The 19,533-nt window shown below is 42.1% G+C and carries 18 protein-coding genes, 2 rRNA genes, 1 pseudogene and 1 riboswitch (1 of these 22 only partly in view); of the genes and pseudogenes, 17 read left to right on the forward strand and 4 right to left on the reverse strand.

Features of this window, described 5'->3' with window-relative positions:
- Together LLY41_RS08900 and rrf are read left to right on the forward strand one after the other, a co-directional pair.
- A 23S ribosomal RNA gene (locus LLY41_RS08900) occupies nt 1-1,693 on the forward strand (it extends 1,242 nt beyond the left edge of the window).
- A gap of 205 nt (nt 1,694-1,898) precedes the next feature.
- Nucleotides 1,899-2,015, forward strand: a 5S ribosomal RNA gene (gene rrf, locus LLY41_RS08905).
- A gap of 456 nt (nt 2,016-2,471) precedes the next feature.
- Here rrf and LLY41_RS08910 read toward each other — a convergent pair.
- Nucleotides 2,472-3,095 carry a LysE family transporter gene (locus LLY41_RS08910; protein WP_095245293.1) on the reverse strand — a complete coding sequence of 208 codons (624 nt, stop codon included), beginning with the start codon at nt 3,093-3,095 and terminating at the stop codon, nt 2,472-2,474.
- 207 nt (nt 3,096-3,302) lie between these two features.
- Between LLY41_RS08910 and LLY41_RS08915 the strand changes: the two genes are divergently transcribed.
- Nucleotides 3,303-3,482, forward strand: a complete 180-nt coding sequence (locus LLY41_RS08915; RefSeq protein ID WP_095245294.1) for an H-type small acid-soluble spore protein — start codon at nt 3,303-3,305, stop codon at nt 3,480-3,482.
- Between the two features lie 36 nt (nt 3,483-3,518).
- Here the strand turns inward: LLY41_RS08915 and LLY41_RS08920 are convergent, their stop codons facing one another.
- Nucleotides 3,519-3,668, reverse strand: coding sequence for a hypothetical protein (locus tag LLY41_RS08920; protein WP_179289062.1), 150 nt, complete (start codon nt 3,666-3,668; stop codon nt 3,519-3,521).
- Nucleotides 3,669-3,825: 157 nt separating this feature from the next.
- On the opposite strand from LLY41_RS08920, the gene LLY41_RS08925 reads away from it, so the two are divergent.
- The 6 genes from LLY41_RS08925 (at nt 3,826) to LLY41_RS08950 (ending at nt 10,844) form a co-directional block, all read left to right on the forward strand.
- A complete protein-coding gene (locus LLY41_RS08925) occupies nt 3,826-4,167 on the forward strand; it encodes a metal-sensitive transcriptional regulator (RefSeq protein ID WP_304587569.1) in 342 nt (113 codons plus the stop codon).
- A 17-nt stretch (nt 4,168-4,184) separates the two neighbouring features.
- Complete coding sequence (copZ, locus tag LLY41_RS08930; RefSeq protein ID WP_304587570.1) at nt 4,185-4,391, forward strand: copper chaperone CopZ; 207 nt, start codon at nt 4,185-4,187, stop codon at nt 4,389-4,391.
- 147 nt (nt 4,392-4,538) lie between these two features.
- Nucleotides 4,539-6,974, forward strand: coding sequence for a heavy metal translocating P-type ATPase (locus LLY41_RS08935; protein ID WP_304587572.1), 2,436 nt, complete (start codon nt 4,539-4,541; stop codon nt 6,972-6,974).
- Nucleotides 6,975-6,993: 19 nt separating this feature from the next.
- Nucleotides 6,994-7,122 (forward strand): hypothetical protein, encoded by a 129-nt coding sequence (locus LLY41_RS08940; protein WP_304587573.1) that lies wholly within the window; start codon nt 6,994-6,996, stop codon nt 7,120-7,122.
- 121 nt (nt 7,123-7,243) lie between these two features.
- Nucleotides 7,244-7,437: riboswitch (cobalamin riboswitch) on the forward strand.
- Nucleotides 7,438-7,571: 134 nt separating this feature from the next.
- A complete protein-coding gene (locus LLY41_RS08945; RefSeq protein ID WP_304587575.1) occupies nt 7,572-9,794 on the forward strand; it encodes a ribonucleoside-diphosphate reductase subunit alpha in 2,223 nt (740 codons plus the stop codon).
- Nucleotides 9,795-9,806: 12 nt separating this feature from the next.
- Nucleotides 9,807-10,844 (forward strand): ribonucleotide-diphosphate reductase subunit beta, encoded by a 1,038-nt coding sequence (locus LLY41_RS08950; protein ID WP_304587577.1) that lies wholly within the window; start codon nt 9,807-9,809, stop codon nt 10,842-10,844.
- A 43-nt stretch (nt 10,845-10,887) separates the two neighbouring features.
- Here LLY41_RS08950 and bioB read toward each other — a convergent pair whose 3' ends face one another.
- Nucleotides 10,888-11,880 carry a biotin synthase BioB gene (bioB, locus tag LLY41_RS08955; protein WP_304587579.1) on the reverse strand — a complete coding sequence of 331 codons (993 nt, stop codon included), beginning with the start codon at nt 11,878-11,880 and terminating at the stop codon, nt 10,888-10,890.
- 24 nt (nt 11,881-11,904) lie between these two features.
- Nucleotides 11,905-12,501 (reverse strand): biotin transporter BioY, encoded by a 597-nt coding sequence (locus LLY41_RS08960; protein WP_304587580.1) that lies wholly within the window; start codon nt 12,499-12,501, stop codon nt 11,905-11,907.
- A gap of 186 nt (nt 12,502-12,687) precedes the next feature.
- On the opposite strand from LLY41_RS08960, the gene LLY41_RS08965 reads away from it, so the two are divergent.
- The 8 genes and pseudogenes from LLY41_RS08965 to LLY41_RS22440 all read left to right on the forward strand — a co-directional run bounded on the left by LLY41_RS08965 (nt 12,688) and on the right by LLY41_RS22440 (nt 19,525).
- Entirely contained in the window at nt 12,688-12,963 is a 276-nt protein-coding gene (locus LLY41_RS08965) for a DUF2188 domain-containing protein (protein WP_304587582.1), read from the forward strand.
- Between the two features lie 403 nt (nt 12,964-13,366).
- A pseudogene (locus tag LLY41_RS08970) lies at nt 13,367-14,118 on the forward strand (DeoR/GlpR family DNA-binding transcription regulator).
- Complete coding sequence (gene pfkB, locus LLY41_RS08975; RefSeq protein WP_304587584.1) at nt 14,115-15,044, forward strand: 1-phosphofructokinase; 930 nt, start codon at nt 14,115-14,117, stop codon at nt 15,042-15,044. The pseudogene LLY41_RS08970 and the gene pfkB overlap by 4 nt, the downstream one beginning before the upstream one ends.
- Before the next feature lies 1 nt (nt 15,045).
- On the forward strand, nt 15,046-16,917 hold the full coding sequence (locus tag LLY41_RS08980; RefSeq protein WP_304587585.1) for a PTS fructose transporter subunit IIABC: 1,872 nt from the start codon (nt 15,046-15,048) through the stop codon (nt 16,915-16,917).
- Between the two features lie 254 nt (nt 16,918-17,171).
- The gene (locus LLY41_RS08985; RefSeq protein WP_304587587.1) at nt 17,172-18,038 is read left to right on the forward strand and encodes a GNAT family N-acetyltransferase; all 867 of its coding nucleotides are present in this window, start codon (nt 17,172-17,174) and stop codon (nt 18,036-18,038) included.
- 129 nt (nt 18,039-18,167) lie between these two features.
- A complete protein-coding gene (locus tag LLY41_RS08990) occupies nt 18,168-18,965 on the forward strand; it encodes a DUF2935 domain-containing protein (RefSeq protein WP_370460284.1) in 798 nt (265 codons plus the stop codon).
- 113 nt (nt 18,966-19,078) lie between these two features.
- Nucleotides 19,079-19,309: a hypothetical protein gene (locus LLY41_RS08995; protein ID WP_095245318.1), complete on the forward strand. Its 231-nt coding sequence runs from the start codon at nt 19,079-19,081 to the stop codon at nt 19,307-19,309.
- 126 nt (nt 19,310-19,435) lie between these two features.
- On the forward strand, nt 19,436-19,525 hold the full coding sequence (locus tag LLY41_RS22440; protein ID WP_219993454.1) for a putative holin-like toxin: 90 nt from the start codon (nt 19,436-19,438) through the stop codon (nt 19,523-19,525).
- Nucleotides 19,526-19,533: the final 8 nt, after the last annotated feature.

Below are 19,533 nucleotides of genomic sequence, written 5' to 3' on the forward strand. Positions count from 1 at the left end.
GTTCTAAGGGCGTTGAAGCCAGACCGCAAGGACTGGTGGAGCGCTTAGAAGTGAGAATGCCGGTATGAGTAGCGAAAGATGGGTGAGAATCCCATCCACCGAATGCCTAAGGTTTCCTGAGGAAGGCTCGTCCGCTCAGGGTTAGTCGGGACCTAAGCCGAGGCTGAAAAGCGTAGGCGATGGACAACAGGTTGATATTCCTGTACCACCTCTTTACCGTTTGAGCAATGGGGGGACGCAGGAGGATAGGGTAAGCGCGCTGCTGGATTAGCGCGTCCAAGCAGTTAGGCCGGTAACGAGGCAAATCCCGTTACCATACAGGCTGAGCTGTGACGGCGAGGGAAATTTAGTACCGAAGTTCCTGATTCCACACTGCCAAGAAAAGCCTCTAGCGAGGGAAAAGGTGCCCGTACCGCAAACCGACACAGGTAGGCGAGGAGAGAATCCTAAGGTGAGCGAGAGAACTCTCGTTAAGGAACTCGGCAAAATGACCCCGTAACTTCGGGAGAAGGGGTGCTCATTAGGGTGAATAGCCCTGATGAGCCGCAGTGAATAGGCCCAGGCGACTGTTTAGCAAAAACACAGGTCTCTGCGAAGCCGCAAGGCGAAGTATAGGGGCTGACGCCTGCCCGGTGCTGGAAGGTTAAGAGGAGAGGTTAGCGCAAGCGAAGCTTTGAATCGAAGCCCCAGTAAACGGCGGCCGTAACTATAACGGTCCTAAGGTAGCGAAATTCCTTGTCGGGTAAGTTCCGACCCGCACGAAAGGCGTAACGATCTGGGCACTGTCTCAACGAGAGACTCGGTGAAATTATAGTACCTGTGAAGATGCAGGTTACCCGCGACAGGACGGAAAGACCCCGTGGAGCTTTACTGTAGCCTGATATTGAATTTTGGTACAGCTTGTACAGGATAGGTAGGAGCCTGAGAAGCCGGAGCGCTAGCTTCGGTGGAGGCGTCGGTGGGATACTACCCTGGCTGTATTGAAATTCTAACCCGCGCCCCTGATCGGGGCGGGAGACAGTGTCAGGTGGGCAGTTTGACTGGGGCGGTCGCCTCCTAAAAAGTAACGGAGGCGCCCAAAGGTTCCCTCAGAATGGTTGGAAATCATTCGCAGAGTGTAAAGGCACAAGGGAGCTTGACTGCGAGACCTACAAGTCGAGCAGGGACGAAAGTCGGGCTTAGTGATCCGGTGGTTCCGCATGGAAGGGCCATCGCTCAACGGATAAAAGCTACCCCGGGGATAACAGGCTTATCTCCCCCAAGAGTCCACATCGACGGGGAGGTTTGGCACCTCGATGTCGGCTCATCGCATCCTGGGGCTGTAGTCGGTCCCAAGGGTTGGGCTGTTCGCCCATTAAAGCGGTACGCGAGCTGGGTTCAGAACGTCGTGAGACAGTTCGGTCCCTATCCGTCGTGGGCGCAGGAAATTTGAGAGGAGCTGTCCTTAGTACGAGAGGACCGGGATGGACGCACCGCTGGTGTACCAGTTGTCTTGCCAAAGGCATCGCTGGGTAGCTATGTGCGGAAGGGATAAGTGCTGAAAGCATCTAAGCATGAAGCCCCCCTCGAGATGAGATTTCCCATAGCGTCAAGCTAGTAAGATCCCTGAAAGATGATCAGGTTGATAGGTCAGAGGTGGAAGCGTGGCGACATGTGGAGCTGACTGATACTAATCGATCGAGGACTTAACCAAAACGAAAAGCGAAGGCGACTGTTCAACTTCGAGAGACGTTGGAGAGCTGGCCATTCAAATCCTGGTTTTGGGATTTGGAGGGACGGATCGAAACGGCCGAGAAGTTAGGAGCCGAAGCTAGACAAGTCATATTGGTGAATACTCGGCAAATTCTACTTCATACATTATCTAGTTTTGAGGGAACGAAGTTTCTTCAATTACATAGTCCGGTGACGACAGCGAGAAGGTCACACCCGTTCCCATACCGAACACGGAAGTTAAGCTTCTCAGCGCCGATGGTAGTTGGGGGCTGTCCCCCTGTGAGAGTAGGACGCTGCCGGGCAAATGAAAGAGCACCTGATGGGTGCTCTTTTTTATGTGTAAAAATAGGTATCTGAATCAGTTGGACTCTTCTTTTTATTGGAAAATGCAGATATGCGTCACTTCGGTCAGCATATGCTTCACTTTGGCACAAAATGCGTCACTTTCACGCTATATGTGCCAGAATCAAATTATATGCATCATTTCTCATCTCGCCCTCTGTTTTCATAGTCGATTTCGTCTCCGTAAAGACGGATTGTTCAAAATGTAAGATAAACTCCAAAACCTGCTAGATAAACTCCAAAACATGTTAGATAAAACCCAAAAACGTGATAGATAAACTCCAAAACATGTTAGATAAATCTCCGAACTTGCCAGAAATACCAAATTAACTGAAACACACTTAAAGATTTTTATTTTATACTGTCATGCAACCATGAATTTTCTCCACCTAGTCCGAATGGATGGAAATATGTATTTAAAACAAAAACTTATACGCCTGCAATCCAAAATATATACCAAATCCAATCAAGGATACTCCAGATAAAACTGAAATAATAGCGAGAATTTTTCCGGTTAAAAATCTTCTAAAGCTGCTGGCGACGGCTGCCATAGTTACATCCCAGAGAAGAAGACCTGTAAAAATCGCTCCGCTGTATAAAATAACATGGGCCTTGTCATACTCAGCTGCTGTTTTTGCCAGGATGGAACCATAGATGCCGAGCCAAAACAGTATCGTTAAAGGATTTGACAAGGACATGAGAAAGCCTGACATGAAGGATTTTACTTTAGATTCATTTTTCGTTCTCAGGCTTGATATTACTTTGCCGGCGCTTAATATGGTTTCCACCCCTGTATATACCAGAACAAAAAATCCAAAGCACCATAAAAAAGCTTTTATTAATGGGATCTCAATAAAATGTACTACACCCATATAAACGGCTGCCATATACACTGCATCTGCTGTTATAGCCCCCAGGCCCACAAGCCAGGCGTGGAAAAAACCATTTTTTATTCCTTTATCCAATTGCGCAGCATTTATTGGACCAATTGGTGCTGCAAGCGTAAGACCCAAGAAAACATATCCTAAAAATATGCTCATAAGTGTACAACCCCTAACTGCCAAAACCTGTTTGTACAAAGTGTATTCAGTGTATTGGAAGGATAGGACAACTATTTAATCCTTAGCAAGCAGCAGTTTTTGCAAACAGAATGTATTGCCCAATAAAACAACTTTACTGACAAAGCAGGCATAAATTTCTCAACCATGCAAAAAATAAACTGAAAAAAGTAGAGGAGAGTGTTTCTTATGGATGCAAAGCGAGTGAAGCAAATTCTTTCATCATCAGCAGATATCGAAGTAAGATACAATAATGCTTCAGTGTGGATCGATAAGCTTAGTGAAGATGGGAGAACAGCGACAGTACATTTACGCGGCCCGCTTGAAGAAAGGTCCGAGGTGGAAATTGGAGAACTGACTGAATTATAATATGACATTAAGCCGCCAGGATTGGCGGCTTTTCGTCTATATATCCTGATTGGAATCAGTTTCTGCTCGTTCATTTAAGTACTTATTCTCAGCAGAAGCAAAATTTACCGACTGCAGGCTAATTTCTTTATCAATTCCATACAAATCTTTGCCAGTGTCTTCTAAATTTTCATGCCGTCTATCCACATCATTGACCTCCTTTTTAAAGTGTTTCCGTTAGTATAAACAGAGATTTTCAATAACATGAAAGGGAAATTATACTTATAAAACCGTAAATTTTTGAACTTAGTACTTTACATAGGGTACCGGGGTATAATATAATTAGACCAAGGAGGCTGATCAAATGGCTTTTGATTTAGAAAACGAGGATTTATCTGCTGACAGCTGCTGTTCGATTGAATCGGACCGAAAAAGTCATCATTCAGAAAAAGTTAAGAAGAATTTGACTACCCGATTAAACCGAATTGAAGGGCAAATACGCGGGATCAAAGGACTTATTGACAGAGACGTGTATTGTGATGATATCATAACACAAATTTCGGCAACTCAGTCCGCTTTGAATAGCGTAGCCAAGCTATTGCTTGAAGGCCATTTGAAAAGCTGTGTGGTTGAAAGAATCCACGAAGGCGATGAAGAAGTGCTTGATGAATTTTTAGTCACAATCCAGAAATTAATGAAAAAATAATGGGAGGCTTCATTATTATGGAAAACGTAACTTTGAAAGTAAGCGGAATGTCATGCGGACATTGTGTAAAAGCTGTTGAAGGCAGTGTCGGCAAATTAAATGGTGTGGATAAGGTAGCAGTGGACCTTGATAATGGCCAAGTGCAGGTTCATTATGACTCCTCTGCAGTTTCACTTGAACAAATCAAAGAAACAATTGACGATCAAGGCTATGATGTGAAGTAATCTAACCCGGAAGGAACGTGTGAATAAGATGCACGTTCTCTTTTTTACAAACTAAGAAATTTGCCTACTTATATTTGATTGACATATAGGGTAGGTGGGTATAGTATATAAATGTAAAGTACTTTGTTTAATAAAGGAGTGGGAATTATGGGTGGTGCAGCCCTGAAGGAGGTTCACCTTCCGATATCGGGAATGACGTGTGCAGCCTGTTCATCTCGAATTGAGAAGGGGCTAAATAAGCTGGATGGTGTCCAGGAAGCAAGTGTCAATCTTGCATTGGAAAAAGCAGCGATAAAATATAATCCGGAAGTAATTTCTGTTGAAGCTTTTGAGAAAAAAATTGAGGATCTCGGTTATGCAGTAGTATCGGAGAAAGCAGAGTTCGAATTGCTGGGGATGACATGCGCAGCCTGTTCATCTCGTATTGAAAAGGGACTTAATAAACTTCCTGGGGTAAAACATGCTGTGGTCAATTTGGCTCTTGAAACGGGGACTGTTGAATATAATCCCGAGCAAGTCTCCGTCCAGGATATGATAAAGAAAGTAGAGAATTTGGGGTATCAGGCAAAAGTAAAAACCGATAAAGACCAAGAGACAGAAGGTTACAGGGAAAGGGAAATCGAGAAGCAAAAAGGCAAGTTCATCTTCTCATTAATTCTTTCCATCCCTTTGTTCTGGTCCATGGTGGGACATTTCGAGTTTACATCTTTTATTTACGTTCCCGATATGTTTATGAATCCGTGGGTGCAGCTGGCGCTTGCAGCTCCCGTGCAATTTTTCATAGGAAAACAATTTTATGTTGGGGCGTATAAGGCATTGAAAAATAAAAGCGCCAATATGGATGTGCTGGTGGCACTGGGTACTTCGGCAGCGTTTTTCTACAGCTTATACCAATCTTTATTATCACTTGGCAGCAACAGGCATATGGTGGAGCTCTATTATGAAACAAGTGCCATTCTAATAACATTAATCATTTTAGGCAAGCTGTTTGAAGCGAGGGCTAAGGGGCGTTCTTCTGAAGCAATCAAAAAGCTTATGGGTCTTCAGGTAAAAACAGCAACTGTCTTAAGGGAAGGGGAAGAAATTGAAATTCCCCTGGAAGAAGTTATTGCTGGAGATATCATATATGTAAAGCCGGGTGAAAAAATACCGGTTGATGGTGAGATTATCGAGGGACAGTCTGCATTGGATGAATCCATGCTGACGGGAGAAAGCGTACCTGTTGATAAAACAGCTGGAGACACAGTCATTGGATCCACCCTTAATAAAAATGGCTTCCTGAAAATTAAAGCCACTAAAGTTGGCAAGGATACGGCACTGTCACGGATTATTAAAGTAGTGGAAGAAGCACAAGGTTCCAAAGCGCCCATACAGCGGATGGCAGATAAAATCTCCGGGATATTCGTTCCGATTGTTGTGAGTATAGCCGTGGTTACATTCCTGGTATGGTATATATGGGTAAGTCCCGGTAATTTTGCAGAAGCACTTGAAAAATTGATTGCCGTCCTGGTGATTGCATGTCCATGTGCCCTGGGTCTCGCTACGCCAACTTCTATAATGGCTGGTTCAGGCCGTGCAGCGGAATATGGGGTTCTTTTTAAAGGCGGGGAGCACCTGGAGCTTACACATGAAATCACTACTGTCGTTCTTGATAAAACCGGCACCGTAACACATGGCAAACCGGTTTTAACGGATGTGATTACGGAAGGCAATGTTGAAGAAAGTGCATTTCTTCAGCTTGTTGGATCAGCTGAGAAGCAGTCTGAGCATCCATTGGCCGAAGCGATTGTAAAAGGAATAAAGGATAAAGGAATCACTCTATTTAATCCGCAGGAATTTGAAGCTATTCCCGGATATGGGATTAAAGCAAAAGTGGAAGGCAAAAACCTCCTGGTCGGTACAAGAAGATTAATGGAAAAATACGATATAAATGTCCATTCAGCCAAGCTGGAAATGGAGACACTTGAGGAAAATGGAAAAACGGCCATGCTAGTTGCAGTCGATGGCAAATATGCGGGTATCGTTGCAGTGGCGGATACGATAAAAGAAACATCCAGAAATGCAATCAATCGCTTAAAGCAATTGGGAATTGAAGTCATTATGATAACGGGAGATAACAAACGTACGGCTCAGGCAATAGCTGAGGAAGTGGGGATAGACTCTGCAATTGCAGAAGTTCTGCCTGAAGGCAAGGCAGAAGAAGTAAAAAAACTTCAAAACCAGGGTAAAAAAGTCGCCATGGTCGGCGATGGCATAAACGATGCCCCTGCACTCGCTGTTGCTGATATAGGAATGGCGATTGGAACCGGTACAGACGTTGCGATGGAAGCAGCAGATATTACTCTAATGAGAGGGGATCTAAATAGTATCGCAGACGCCATTCTAATGAGTAAAAAAACCATAAGAAATATCAAACAAAATCTTTTCTGGGCATTTGCCTACAATACCCTTGGCATCCCAGTAGCTGCATTAGGGTTCCTTGCTCCCTGGCTTGCCGGTGCAGCAATGGCTTTCAGCTCCGTATCTGTCGTTTTAAACGCACTTAGATTACAAAGAGTAAAAGTAAGTGAAAAAAACGTTTAATTGGAAGGGGCAAATTTAAATGAAGAAATGGGCAGGTGCAGCGATTGCTTACCTGGTGCTTATAATGGCTGGTTATGCGGCATATGATTCTTTCTGGGCTAAGCCAGAGCAGGTACCACATGATATTGAAATTGAAAATCATGAATAAAAAATGACCGGGCAGAGGGGAATCCCCTCTGCCCGTTTTTCACTGATTTATAATTGTAATTTATTTCTCGATATGATAGAATCTTCTACAATATATAGTATGGATTTTTAATAGTGAAAACTACATATAGATCGTGATTGGTGTCCTATATGGACTTAATAGGGAATTCGGTGAAAAACCGAAGCTGTCCCCGCAACTGTAAGTGCAGACGAAAAAAGCATGCCACTGTACAAAACGCTTTATGGCGCTAGTATGGGAAGGGCTTTTAGTAGAGTGAAGCACAAGCCAGGAGACCTGCCAGGGCGATCGAAAGTTTCTTATCTTCGGGGATTGAGATGATGAAACGATCGCGTAATGGCCGTTTGTTTCTCTGCTTCCTGCTATTATACTATCGTTTGATCCGCTCATTTTCCGGGCGGATTTTTATTTTGCCTTTAGGAGGAAGTAAGATGGTCCAAACTATACAGCCGATTAAAATTTTAGAAGAACTTAAGACTGAATTCCCACAGCTTGGCTTTGAACAAATGTTAAAAAGGTATGAAGAAATGAGTCAGCTGGGAGGAGAGGCCATGTATGACCAGCTAATACTGGATTGTTTATCATTTATCAGCATTGAAGAGCCTGATTGGACGTATGCCGCTTCACGTCTGCTTCTTAAAAAGCTCTATATCGAGTCCGGAAAAAACAGAGAATGCGGGCCGGATGACTGCTACACACATTTTTATACGCTAATTGAACGTCTGACCTCTTTAGGAATTTATGAACAAGATTTATTAGATGTGTATTCAAAGGATGAGATAAATGAGCTGTCCCATTTTATTAAAAAAGAAAATGACCGTTTATTTACATATTTGGGGCTGAAGATGCTGGCAGATCGGTATCTGGCCAGGGACAAACAGAGAAAACTCTATGAGCTTCCACAGGAGCGGTTCATGATCATCAGTATGGTTCTGATGAAAAAGGAGCTAAAGGATAAGCGTCTTAAGCTTGTTAAAGAAGCTTACTGGGCAATGAGCGGATTGTATATGACTGTTGCAACTCCAACACTCGCTAATGCCGGGAAAAATTGGGGTCAGCTTTCAAGCTGTTTCATTGAAACCGTTGATGACAGTCTTGATTCCATTTATGACAGTAATACTGATATTGCATCTCTTTCCAAAAGCGGTGGAGGAATTGGAGTATATTTAGGGAAAATCCGCAGCAGAGGCAGTGATATTAAAGGATTTAAGGGGGCATCTTCAGGCGTGATTCCCTGGATGAAACAGCTGAATAACACAGCGGTCAGTGTTGACCAGCTTGGACAAAGGCAGGGTGCTATAAGTGTCTATCTGGATGTCTGGCATAAAGATATCTTCTCGTTTCTTGATGCAAAGCTTAATAATGGAGATGAAAGGCAGCGAACACATGATTTATTCACAGGTGTCTGCATTCCTGATTTATTTATGGAAAAAGTGGAAAGCCGCGGGTATTGGTATTTATTTGATCCCCATGAAGTCCGCAAGGTAATGGGCTTTTCACTGGAGGATTTTTTTGACGAAGGAGAGGGCGAAGGTTCTTTCCGCCAGAAATATAAAGAATGCATTGATAACCCGAATCTATCAAGGGAAAAAGTATCTGCTATTGAGATTATGAAATCCATCATGAGAAGTCAGCTTGAAACCGGGACACCATTCATGTTCTACCGGGATGAGGTTAATCGGAAAAATGCCAATTCGCATTGCGGAATGATTTATTGTACCAACCTTTGCACTGAAATCGTACAAAACCAAAGTGTTACTAAGAGGGTTGAAGAATATACAAGAAATGGGAGAATTATTATCGAAAAACAGCCGGGAGACTTCGTTGTTTGCAATCTTTCATCCATCAATCTTGCACGGGCCTTAAGTGAAGGAATTCTTGAAAGGCTTGTGCCTATTCAGGTGCGAATGCTTGATAACGTTATTGATATAAATAGAATTCCTGTTCCTCAGGGGCAGATCACAAATCAAAAGTACCGTGCGATCGGATTGGGGACTTTTGGCTGGCACCACCTTCTTGCACTGAAAAAAATCACTTGGGAAAGCGAAGAAGCAGAAGAATTCGCTAACAATCTATATGAACAAATTGCTTTTTTAGCGATAAAAAGTTCTATGAATCTGGCAAAAGAAAAAGGAAGCTATACAGCCTTTAAAGGCTCTGATTGGGAAACGGGTGCCTACTTTGAAAAGCGGGGATATATGGGGGCAAAGACAGAAATGGACTGGACAGGATTGAGCAGGGAGGTAAAGGAATTCGGCGTCCGAAACGCCTATATGATGGCGGTTGCCCCTAATGCATCTACTGCATTAATTGCAGGAAGCACACCGAGTATTGATCCTATATTTAACAAGCAGTATTCCGAAGAGAAAAAAGATTATCGAATCCCTGTTACAGCTCCTGATATTAACAGTGAGACCATCTGGTACTACAAATCTGCCTATCATATTAACCAGGAGTGGAGCCTCAGGCAGAATGCTAACAGACAAAAGCATATAGATCAGGCTATTTCATTTAATTTCTATATACCTAACCATATTAAAGCTATCGATCTTTTAAATCTGCATCTTTCAGCATGGAAGAATAAATTAAAAACAACTTACTATATCCGTTCAACTTCATCAGAGGTTGAAGACTGCGAATCTTGCTCAAGCTAAAGGAGGCCATTTATGAATACTCTAAAAAAACGCCCAATTATTAATCAATCGGCGCCTAATAAATCAACTTCAATCATCAACGGCGAATGCTCCAATATTCTTAATTGGGATGATGTCCGCTTCTCATGGGCCTATCCAAAGTATAAAAAAATGCTTGCTAACTTTTGGACACCCTTTGAAATAAACATGTCACAGGACATTAAGCAATTTCCGGATTTAACGAAAAGTGAACAAGATGCATTTTTGAAAATTATTGGGCTGCTTGCATTGCTCGACAGCATCCAAACCGATTATGCCGGTAAAGTTGCTGATTATATTACCGATTCAAGCATATCAGCACTCATGATCATACTTGCACAGCAGGAGGTGATTCATAATCATTCTTATTCCTATGTTCTATCAAGCCTAGTTCCCAAACAAAAACAGGATGAGGTTTTTGAATTCTGGCGGACAGAACCTGTATTAGCTGAAAGAAATGAATTTGTTGTGAACGGATATAAAGATTTTGCAGAGAATCCAAGTGCGGAGAACCTGCTGAAATCGATTGTGTTTGATGTCGTATTGGAGGGGCTTTTCTTTTATTCAGGCTTTGCATTCTTTTATCACCTGGCAAGAAATCAAAAGATGGTTTCCACCTCAACAATGATTAATTACATCAACCGGGATGAACAAATCCATGTAGATTTGTTTGTTAAAATTTTCAAAGAAATCCTTAAGGAAAATCCGGTGCTTAATTCTAATGAATTAAGTGAATTCGTCCAGGAGACTTTTAAAAGAGCAGCTGAACTGGAGATTGAATGGGCCCGCGAGGTGATCGGCAGCAAAACTGAAGGCATCCTGCTGTCTGACATTGAAGCCTATATCAAATTTTATGCTAATGTCCGATGCAACCAGCTGGGATATGAACGGCCGTTTGTAGGCTATAGGACCAATCCTCTCCGCTGGATAGTGGCCTATGAGGAGGTTGATCACGGGAAGTCCGATTTTTTCGAGCAAAAATCACGGCAATATACAAAAGTTCAAATAGATAATGGGTTTGACGAATTATAGAAAAGATAAAAAAGATTCTGCTTGGGCGCAGAATCTTTTTTGATCAGGAGAATACCGGCTCTCCAGCTGTATAATCAATCTCAAACCCCAAATCCTTCAGCATTTTGTGATCTGCTGTGCTTTCCTGACCGGCAGTAGTTAAGTAATCTCCTACGAAAATGGAGTTGGCCGGATATAAACCAAGCGGCTGCAGGCTCCTGAGATTCACTTCTCTGCCACCGGATATTCTGATTTCCTTTGATGGATTGATAAAACGCATGAGACAAAGCACTTTCAGGCAATAGCGGGGGTTCAGCTCATCTGTTCCTTCTAATGGCGTCCCATCAATGGCATGAAGAAAATTAACCGGAATGGAGTCGGCATCAAGTACTTTTAAGCTTCGTGCCATAGCTATGACATCTTCTTTGGTTTCCTTCATGCCGATGATAACACCGGAGCATGGTGAGATGCCTGCCTCCTTTATTAATTGGACAGTATTGACTCTGTCCCGATATGTATGGGATGTAGTAATGCTCTCATGATGATTTTCAGATGTATTAATATTGTGATTGTAGCGGTCCACTCCGGCTTCCTTCAGCTTCAAAGCCTGTTCAGGCTTCAGGAGTCCAAGGCAGGCGCAGACCTTCATATTGTAGTGATCCTTAATCTCTTTAACAGCAGATACAACTTCATTTAGCTCTTTGTTGCTTGGGCCCCTGCCGCTTGCAACGATACAGTATGTTCCAACATTAAGCTGATGCGCCTGTTCAGCTCCCTGTAAGATAGAGTACTTATCCATCATCCGGGATTTTTCAATTGGTGCAGTAGAGATGCTGGACTGTGAACAATAGCCGCAGTTCTCAGGGCATAAACCGGATTTTGTATTGATAATCATGTTTAATTTAACTCTATTCCCATAATGATGGTGACGGATTTTGTAGGCACTGTGCAATAAATCCAGAAGCTCATCATCAGGGCAATTTAATATGGACATTGCCTCCGAGTCTGTCAATTCATGTCCTTCCAATACATTATGAGCTAATCTTCGATAATCCATATATATCCTCCTTAATACTATTAGTTAAGCTGCCCGGTTCATTTTTCTGAACTGGCTGCGGGCAAATACTCTATGCTCCAGTCGATAGGCCATTAACCCGGCAAATACAGAGAGAATAATGTCCTTTGGAAGAGGGACCGCCATCCAAAGCCATGCCATTTGATAGGTAAATCCTTCAGGTGCTGTAAACCAGAGTTTATAAGCCAGGTACATCCAATTTGTCCCGAATAGATAATTAATCGCCATTCCAATTAGAGCTGCTGTTATATATACTGGGACTGATTTTTTCTTTTCAATTATTTTCCCGGTGACATATGCTGTTAGAATGAACGAAAGGATAAAACCGAAAGTCGGGTTTAGTAATGAAGCAAAACCGCCGCCGAATTTTGAAAAGACCGGGGCGCCTGCAAGCCCGACGAAAGCATAGACAGCCATTGTAATAGCCCCCAACCGGCTTCCTAAAATAGTCCCTGCCATAATGGCAAAAAAGGTCTGTAAAGTAATGGGCACTCCTCCGATAACCAAAAATGGCACAAATGAAGTGATGTTTGCCCCAACCGCCATCAGGGCAACAAACATACCAGCCAATGTTAAATCAATTGTCCTCAAACCTGTCTTCATAAAAAGCCTCCTGCTAGATTTATATTTATACAATTTAGAATAATAGCAGCAGTCGCTTTATGTCAACTAAAAATAAAAAATGGTTTACATATATCATTTTGAATAAAGTTTTTATCTAGGGATTAAGGGTAAAGTGATACTGCTCATCAAATAGATGATGTCCATACAATATAAGGAGGTATAAACATGGAAAGAAATAATAACAACATTCATAGTGGCGAACAGAAACAATATTTCAAGGACCGGGCAGGAACAGATGAAGCGAGATTCCATGTAGTACCGCACGATGAAGAAGGGTGGGCAGTCAAAAAGGAAGGTCAAGACGAGCCTGAGTACACTTCAGATTCACAGTCAGATGCTGTTGAGGAAGCAAAGCGCATGGCTGAGGATGCAGGCACAATGGCCATTCTGCATAATGAGGACGGAAAAATTGAAGATCTGTTAAATTATGAAGTTAAATAATCTTAGAGAAGGGCATTACCTTAGTGTAGTGCTCTTTTTGTTATGGAGAAAATGTGATTTTTTTCCTAAAACAAAAAAAGGCCGCTTTCCATAAGAAAGCGGTTCAAAAAAGAGACCCTTGGACCAAGTAAATTCTTAAATTAAAACAATATATAGTAGCGTTAGTTGTTAGAAGAAACTATATATTGTTATTTTAGATTCTAGCATAATAAATCATAGAGAGCAAACTATTATTTTAATATATTTAAAATATTCTAACCAAAAGAATAAATTTTCTACAAACAATCAAAAACGGCCAATGTATGATTGGTTTTGATTTATTTTGAATGAAAATGATTGATTTTTGCAATCGTTTTCAGTATGATGTTATCAAGAAGAACAAGACACCCAGGGAGGTGATGTTTTGTTAACACCAGAGCGCCATAAATTGATACTGCAGCTTATAAAAGAGAAAGGTGTAGTGAAAATTCAGGATCTCGTTGACATGACAGAAACATCGGAATCAACAATCAGAAGAGACCTTACCCAGCTTGAGGAAGGAAAGTACCTTAAAAGAATTCATGGAGGTGCAGCCAGGCTTCAGGGCAAGCTGCAGGAACCCAGCATGTCTGAAAAATCATCCAAAAACCTTCAGCAAAAGCGCCAAATTGCCCAATATGCATCAAACCTTGTTGAAGAGGGGATTCCATCTATTTGGATGCGGGCTCCACAGTAACTGAAATGATTCCCTTTTTGCCCGCAAAAGAAATTGTGGTTGTGACGAATGGATTAATGCATATTCAAGCATTGCTGGAACGTAATATAAAAACATTTTTAATCGGCGGATTTGCCAAGGAACAGACAAAAGCGATCATCGGCAGAGGGGCATTGGCCAGCCTGGAAAATTATCGATTTGATAAATGCTTTATGGGGGTTAACGGTATCCATCCTCAATTCGGCTACACTACACCGGATCAGGATGAGGCTATGGTTAAGCAAATGGCCATTTCGCTTTCAAGGGAGGCATTCGTGCTTGCCGATGATACGAAGTTTTCAGAAATCGCGTTTGCCAAGATTGCCGATTTGCATACAGCAGCAATTATTACAAATGAGCTGAATGAGGATCAGAAGGAGACTTATAGCAGCAAAACTACAATAAAGGTCGTGACAGCATGATACACACATTGACGCTAAATCCGTCAGTGGATTACATCGTAGAATTGGATGAATTGATAGTCGGAGGTCTTAACCGCATGCATCATGATACAAAGTTCCCTGGAGGAAAAGGGATTAATGTTTCGAGAGTGCTGAAAAGAATGGATGTTGAAAGCAAGGCCATTGGCTTTGCAGGCGGTTTTACAGGAGAATATATTGTTGATTGCTTAAATAAGGAGAATATCCAAACTGACTTTGTACAAGTTGATGGTGACACAAGAATCAATGTAAAGATAAAGACAGAGACGGAAACAGAAGTCAATGCCAAAGGGCCGGCCATTTCAGGGGGGCATTTCGAGGATCTTAAAAATAAGATCCGCAGCCTATCAGAGGAAGATTTGCTTGTCCTTGCAGGCAGTATTCCATCAACCTTGCCTGAAACAACTTATGAAGAGCTGGTGAAAATCTGTTCAGAAAATGGAGCTGCTTTTGTGGTGGACGCAGAGGGAGAACTATTGAAAAAGGTCCTTCCGTACAAACCATTTTTAATAAAGCCCAATCACCATGAATTGGGTGAAATATTCAGCAGAGAATTCACTTCCGCTGAAGAAGTCATCCCATTTGGACAGAAACTTGTTAAAATGGGCGCGCAGAATGTAATTATTTCATTAGCAGGCAAGGGAGCAGTCTTAATATCTGCTGATGCTGCATACATTTCAAGCGTTCCAAAAGGAAAAGTAGAAAGTTCAGTTGGTGCCGGAGATTCCATGGTAGCCGGTTTTCTTGCAGCTTATGAAAAAAACAAAAATATAGAAAAGGCTTTTCAATACAGTGTTGCTTCCGGAAGCGCTACGGCTTTTTCGCTTGGCCTTTGCACAAAGGAAAAAGCGGAGGAATTGCTTTCACAGGTTTCGATTGAAAAAGTCAGCCTAAAAGGGGAGATTTAGGATGAGAATTACAGAATTACTGACAAGAGATACGATTCTGCTCTCATTGAGCGGAACAGGCAAAATGGATGCTATAAATGGATTGGTAAACAAGCTGGATGCAGCTGGAAAGCTTCATGACCGAGATGCCTTCAAGAATGCAATCTTAAAAAGGGAAGAACAAAGCACAACAGGCATAGGTGATGGAATTGCCATTCCCCATGCCAAAACGGGTGCGGTCAAAGAACCTGCTATTGCGTTCGGCAAATCAGAAGAAGGCGTAAATTACGAATCGCTTGACGGTCAGCCAGCACACTTATTCTTTATGATTGCAGCCCCGGAAGGAGCAAATAATACACATCTGGAAGCTCTATCCAGGCTTTCATCGATATTAATGAACGAGGAAGCACGCAAAAAACTTCAGCATGCTGCTTCGGCGGATCAAGTAATTGAAATCATTGACAGCTATGATGGGACAGAAGAAGAGGAAGTCCAGGATATTGCAGACAGCAAACGATTTGTTGTGGCCGTAACAGCTTGCCCAACAGGAATTGCCCATACGTATATGGCAGCTGATTCACTAAAGGCCAAGGCAGCTGAAATGGGCGTCGAAATTAAAGTTGAAACCAATGGCTCAAGCGGTGCTAAGAACGTTCTGACACCAAAGGAAATCGCAAATGCAGCAGCAATTATCGTTGCAGCAGATACTAAGGTTGAAATGGAGCGATTTAGCGGGAAGCATGTCCTTGAAACGGCAGTTGCTGATGGCATCCGGAAACCTCAGGAGCTTATTGAAAAAGCTCTTAATCAGGATGCCCCTATATACAAGGGCGGAAGTGCGGACAGCAGCGGGTCTGCTGGGAATCAAAAAGAACAAAAAGCCGGAATTTATAAGCACTTAATGAATGGTGTATCCAACATGCTTCCATTTGTTGTGGGCGGCGGGATCCTGATTGCCATTTCCTTTATGTTCGGATATAAAGCAGCAGATCCTAATGATCCGTCATACCATCCTATCGCAGAAGCACTGATGACCATTGGCGGAGGAAATGCATTTGGGTTAATCGTTCCAATCCTTGCAGCATTCATTGCCATGAGTATTGCTGATCGCCCAGGATTTGCTGCAGGTGCAGTTGGGGGAATGCTGGCAGCATCTGGAGGCGCAGGATTTCTTGGCGGCATTATTGCCGGCTTCCTTGCAGGTTATGTAGTAGTTGGTTTGAAAAAGGTATTTGCCGGCCTGCCTTCATCACTTGAAGGAATTAAAACGATTTTGCTCTATCCGCTCTTTGGAATTGCTGTCACAGGATTTCTGATGCTTTATGTTGTCAACAAACCAGTTGGCGCATTAAATTCGGCTATCACCGAGTGGCTTTCAGGACTTGGCACTGGAAATGCTGTCCTGCTAGGAGCAGTCCTTGGTCTGATGATGGCATTTGATATGGGCGGCCCGGTTAATAAATCGGCATATGTTTTTGGTACAGGGCTTCTTGCAAATGGAGTATATGAACCAATGGCCGCCATCATGGCGGCAGGTATGGTACCGCCACTTGCCATCGCACTTGCCACAACTTTATTTAAAAATAGATTTACTAAACAGGAACAGGATGCAGGAAAAGCAAACTATATAATGGGATTTTCGTTTATTACAGAAGGTGCGATTCCTTTCGCAGCAGCAGACCCATTGCGTGTTATCCCATCCATCATGGCAGGTTCTGCCTTGGCAGGTGCCATTTCAATGATGGCTGGAATCGGATTAAGGGCACCGCACGGCGGAGTCTTTGTCGTCCCTCTAGTCGATGGACCATGGGGAATTTACCTTGCAGGAATAATAGCAGGTGCTCTGTTGTCCGCTGTCCTTATTGGAATCATGAAAAAGCCTGCAAATAAATAATGTATGAACCAAAGCCGGTACTTGATGTATCGGCTTTTATTTTTAAAGAATCCTCTTAAAAATAGATTGAAAAAACTGAAAATAAATGCTTTAATTAAAATAAACTCATAAGTCTATATAATTTTTTGGCAGTAAATAAACTATCTGGTCTATTTAAAGCGGAGGTGTAATAACATGGCCATTATCATTGTAATTAAAAGAGGGAACAAACATAAATAACAATCAAAAATTTAAAAACATGAAGGAGAGCGGCTATGAAAATAAAAAGACTTTCCCAGTGTACCCTGGAGGAGGCGCTGACAGCCTGGAACAAAGGTTTTGAAGGCTATATAGTTCCCATTAAGATGGATCTTCAGGCATTTGTTAATCGAATGATATCTGAGGGTCTTTCTCCTGAAAAGTCGATTGTTGTATTTATGCACGGAGAACCTTGTGGAATCATAATGAATGGATTTCGGGAGATTAACGGCAGAAAAATAGCCTGGAACGGAGGCACTGGAATCGCACCTGAATTCAGGGGCAGAGGTCTTTCTGCAGCTATGATGGAAGAGGTAATTAGCATCTATAAAGCTGAAAAAGCACACACAGCTGTCCTTGAAGCAATTGAAGAAAATGAAAGAGCGATTAAGCTGTACAAAAAAGCCGGCTATGTGATCACTGATCATTTGCTTTATTTAAACAAGAAGCTTACACATAAAGAACTGAATTCATTAAAGGAAAAGCCTTTTGCCATAAAAAAGTTATATCCTGAACAGCTGCAGTCACTTAGCATTTATGACAGCAAAGCTGCCTGGCAATGCCAGTGGCAAAGCGCAAAACACGGAGAAGCTGCTGTGCTATTAAATGACGACGGGAACGCGGTTGGCTATATTTTATACAAAAGAATACTGGAAGCGGGAGGACGCACAGACCGCATCATTATTTATCAGTTAAGGTTCAGTAATGAAAATGACTATGAAAAAATGACAGAAAGAATTCTTCGCCATTTGTTCCTGGATGGAGATGATTCTATTGATTTCACTGCAGTAAACATTTCTGTTTCCAATCCCGCATCAGTAGCATTACGTAAACTGGGATTCGAAAAGAAGGTTGGCCAAGTTATGATGGAAAAGCCGCTATAGTCTACATTCTTTTCAATTGCCCACCCTTTCTCTCAAAAACTAAGTTGTGATAATTGAAGTCAGTGTTTAGGCATAATTCCAGCTGGTTTTTGATATGTTCTTATGAGTATGTTGAAAGGGGAGATATATTTGGCTGCTGGATTTGAAAATGCTGCAAGATTTGAACACGGGTTTTGGCTGCAGGTTTTGGGTGATCATGCACGCTTTATTCATGATTCATTATCACCAAATGAAAAAGACAGCATTGAACGGGCAAATTATTTTATACAAACTTTTGATGGGCTCCTGGGAAGGGTTGAAGTTGATAATCTGGAGCAATTGAGCCGGAGGGCGGAACAGGAAGCTAAGAAGCTGCGGGAATTTAAATTGAACCTGATTGAACGTCAGTTGATAGGAAAAATATCCATTCATCTTGGCCCGGTATTTATTAACCATATGGTCAATGAGCTTGAGGAATATATGCTTGTCCTTCAATATTTAAAAAAGGGGGAAGCCCCGCCTGTATTTCATGAGCTCCATCACCATTTAATCTGGCTTCTGGATGCAGCTGGCCATGCAGGTGCCATATCGGACAATATGGAACGTGTTGAGAAGAAAATTAAGAAAATCAGTGATGGTTATACAAAGGATTTTGAAGCATTTTATTTAAAGGCCGTAGAAATGTCCGGCTTCCTTCGGACGAATGTTGAATCATTCCCCGCCCTGCAAAAGTTTAACAGCGATGTTACGCTGGAAATGTCTCTGTTTATGAACTTCCTCAATGAAATCGAGGAACTTGAATTAAGCAAAGAGGCATTGGGAACATTTGCAGCTTTAATGGCTGATCATATGTACCGTGAAGAATGCTATTACCTCTCAAAGCTTGCCGAGTCTACTCAGTCTGAAAAGCCGAAATGTGACCCGGCCAAGCCAAGGCTTAAAGAATAATTTCAAAACTGCCATTTTCGGCAGTTTTTTGCATTTAGAACATGAATCCATGTTTTTCAGGGTAAAGGAGTATTAAAAAGGCTGATATCATGGAACTGATTAGATGGAGTTATATGAGGAGAAATCAGGTAAAGGGGTTCTTTGACTGCTTTCCAGAAGCAATCATTATTTTTAAAAGAATAAGAAATTATTATTTTATCCATAGCGTGGAATGGGGAGAGAATCCTCAGTTAATTGCTGAGCAGCAGCTGGAGGAAATGGAGTATTTGCTTAATCAGGAGATGGGTTTTCTTTATGGGTATCTTCAAAGAAAATCTGCAGAGGAAAAAGATTTGAAAAAATAGGAAAGAAGAATCAATTTACTTAAAATAGAACATGCGTTCGACTAAATGGACAGAATTGTGTTATAATAAAGAAGCAATGGGAGTTTCTCAAGGGTGGTCGGCTAGCCCCGTATTTGAAAGGGGGTGATGCCTTTGACAGTTTTCGAATCGATCATGATGATGATTTCTTTTTCTAGTCTGATCATTGCTGTCATGACTTTTAACCATAAAAAATAGACCTCCCT

It is taken from the genome of Cytobacillus firmus (assembly GCF_023612095.1).
In the GTDB taxonomy this organism is placed as follows: Bacteria; Bacillota; Bacilli; order Bacillales; family Cytobacillaceae; genus Cytobacillus.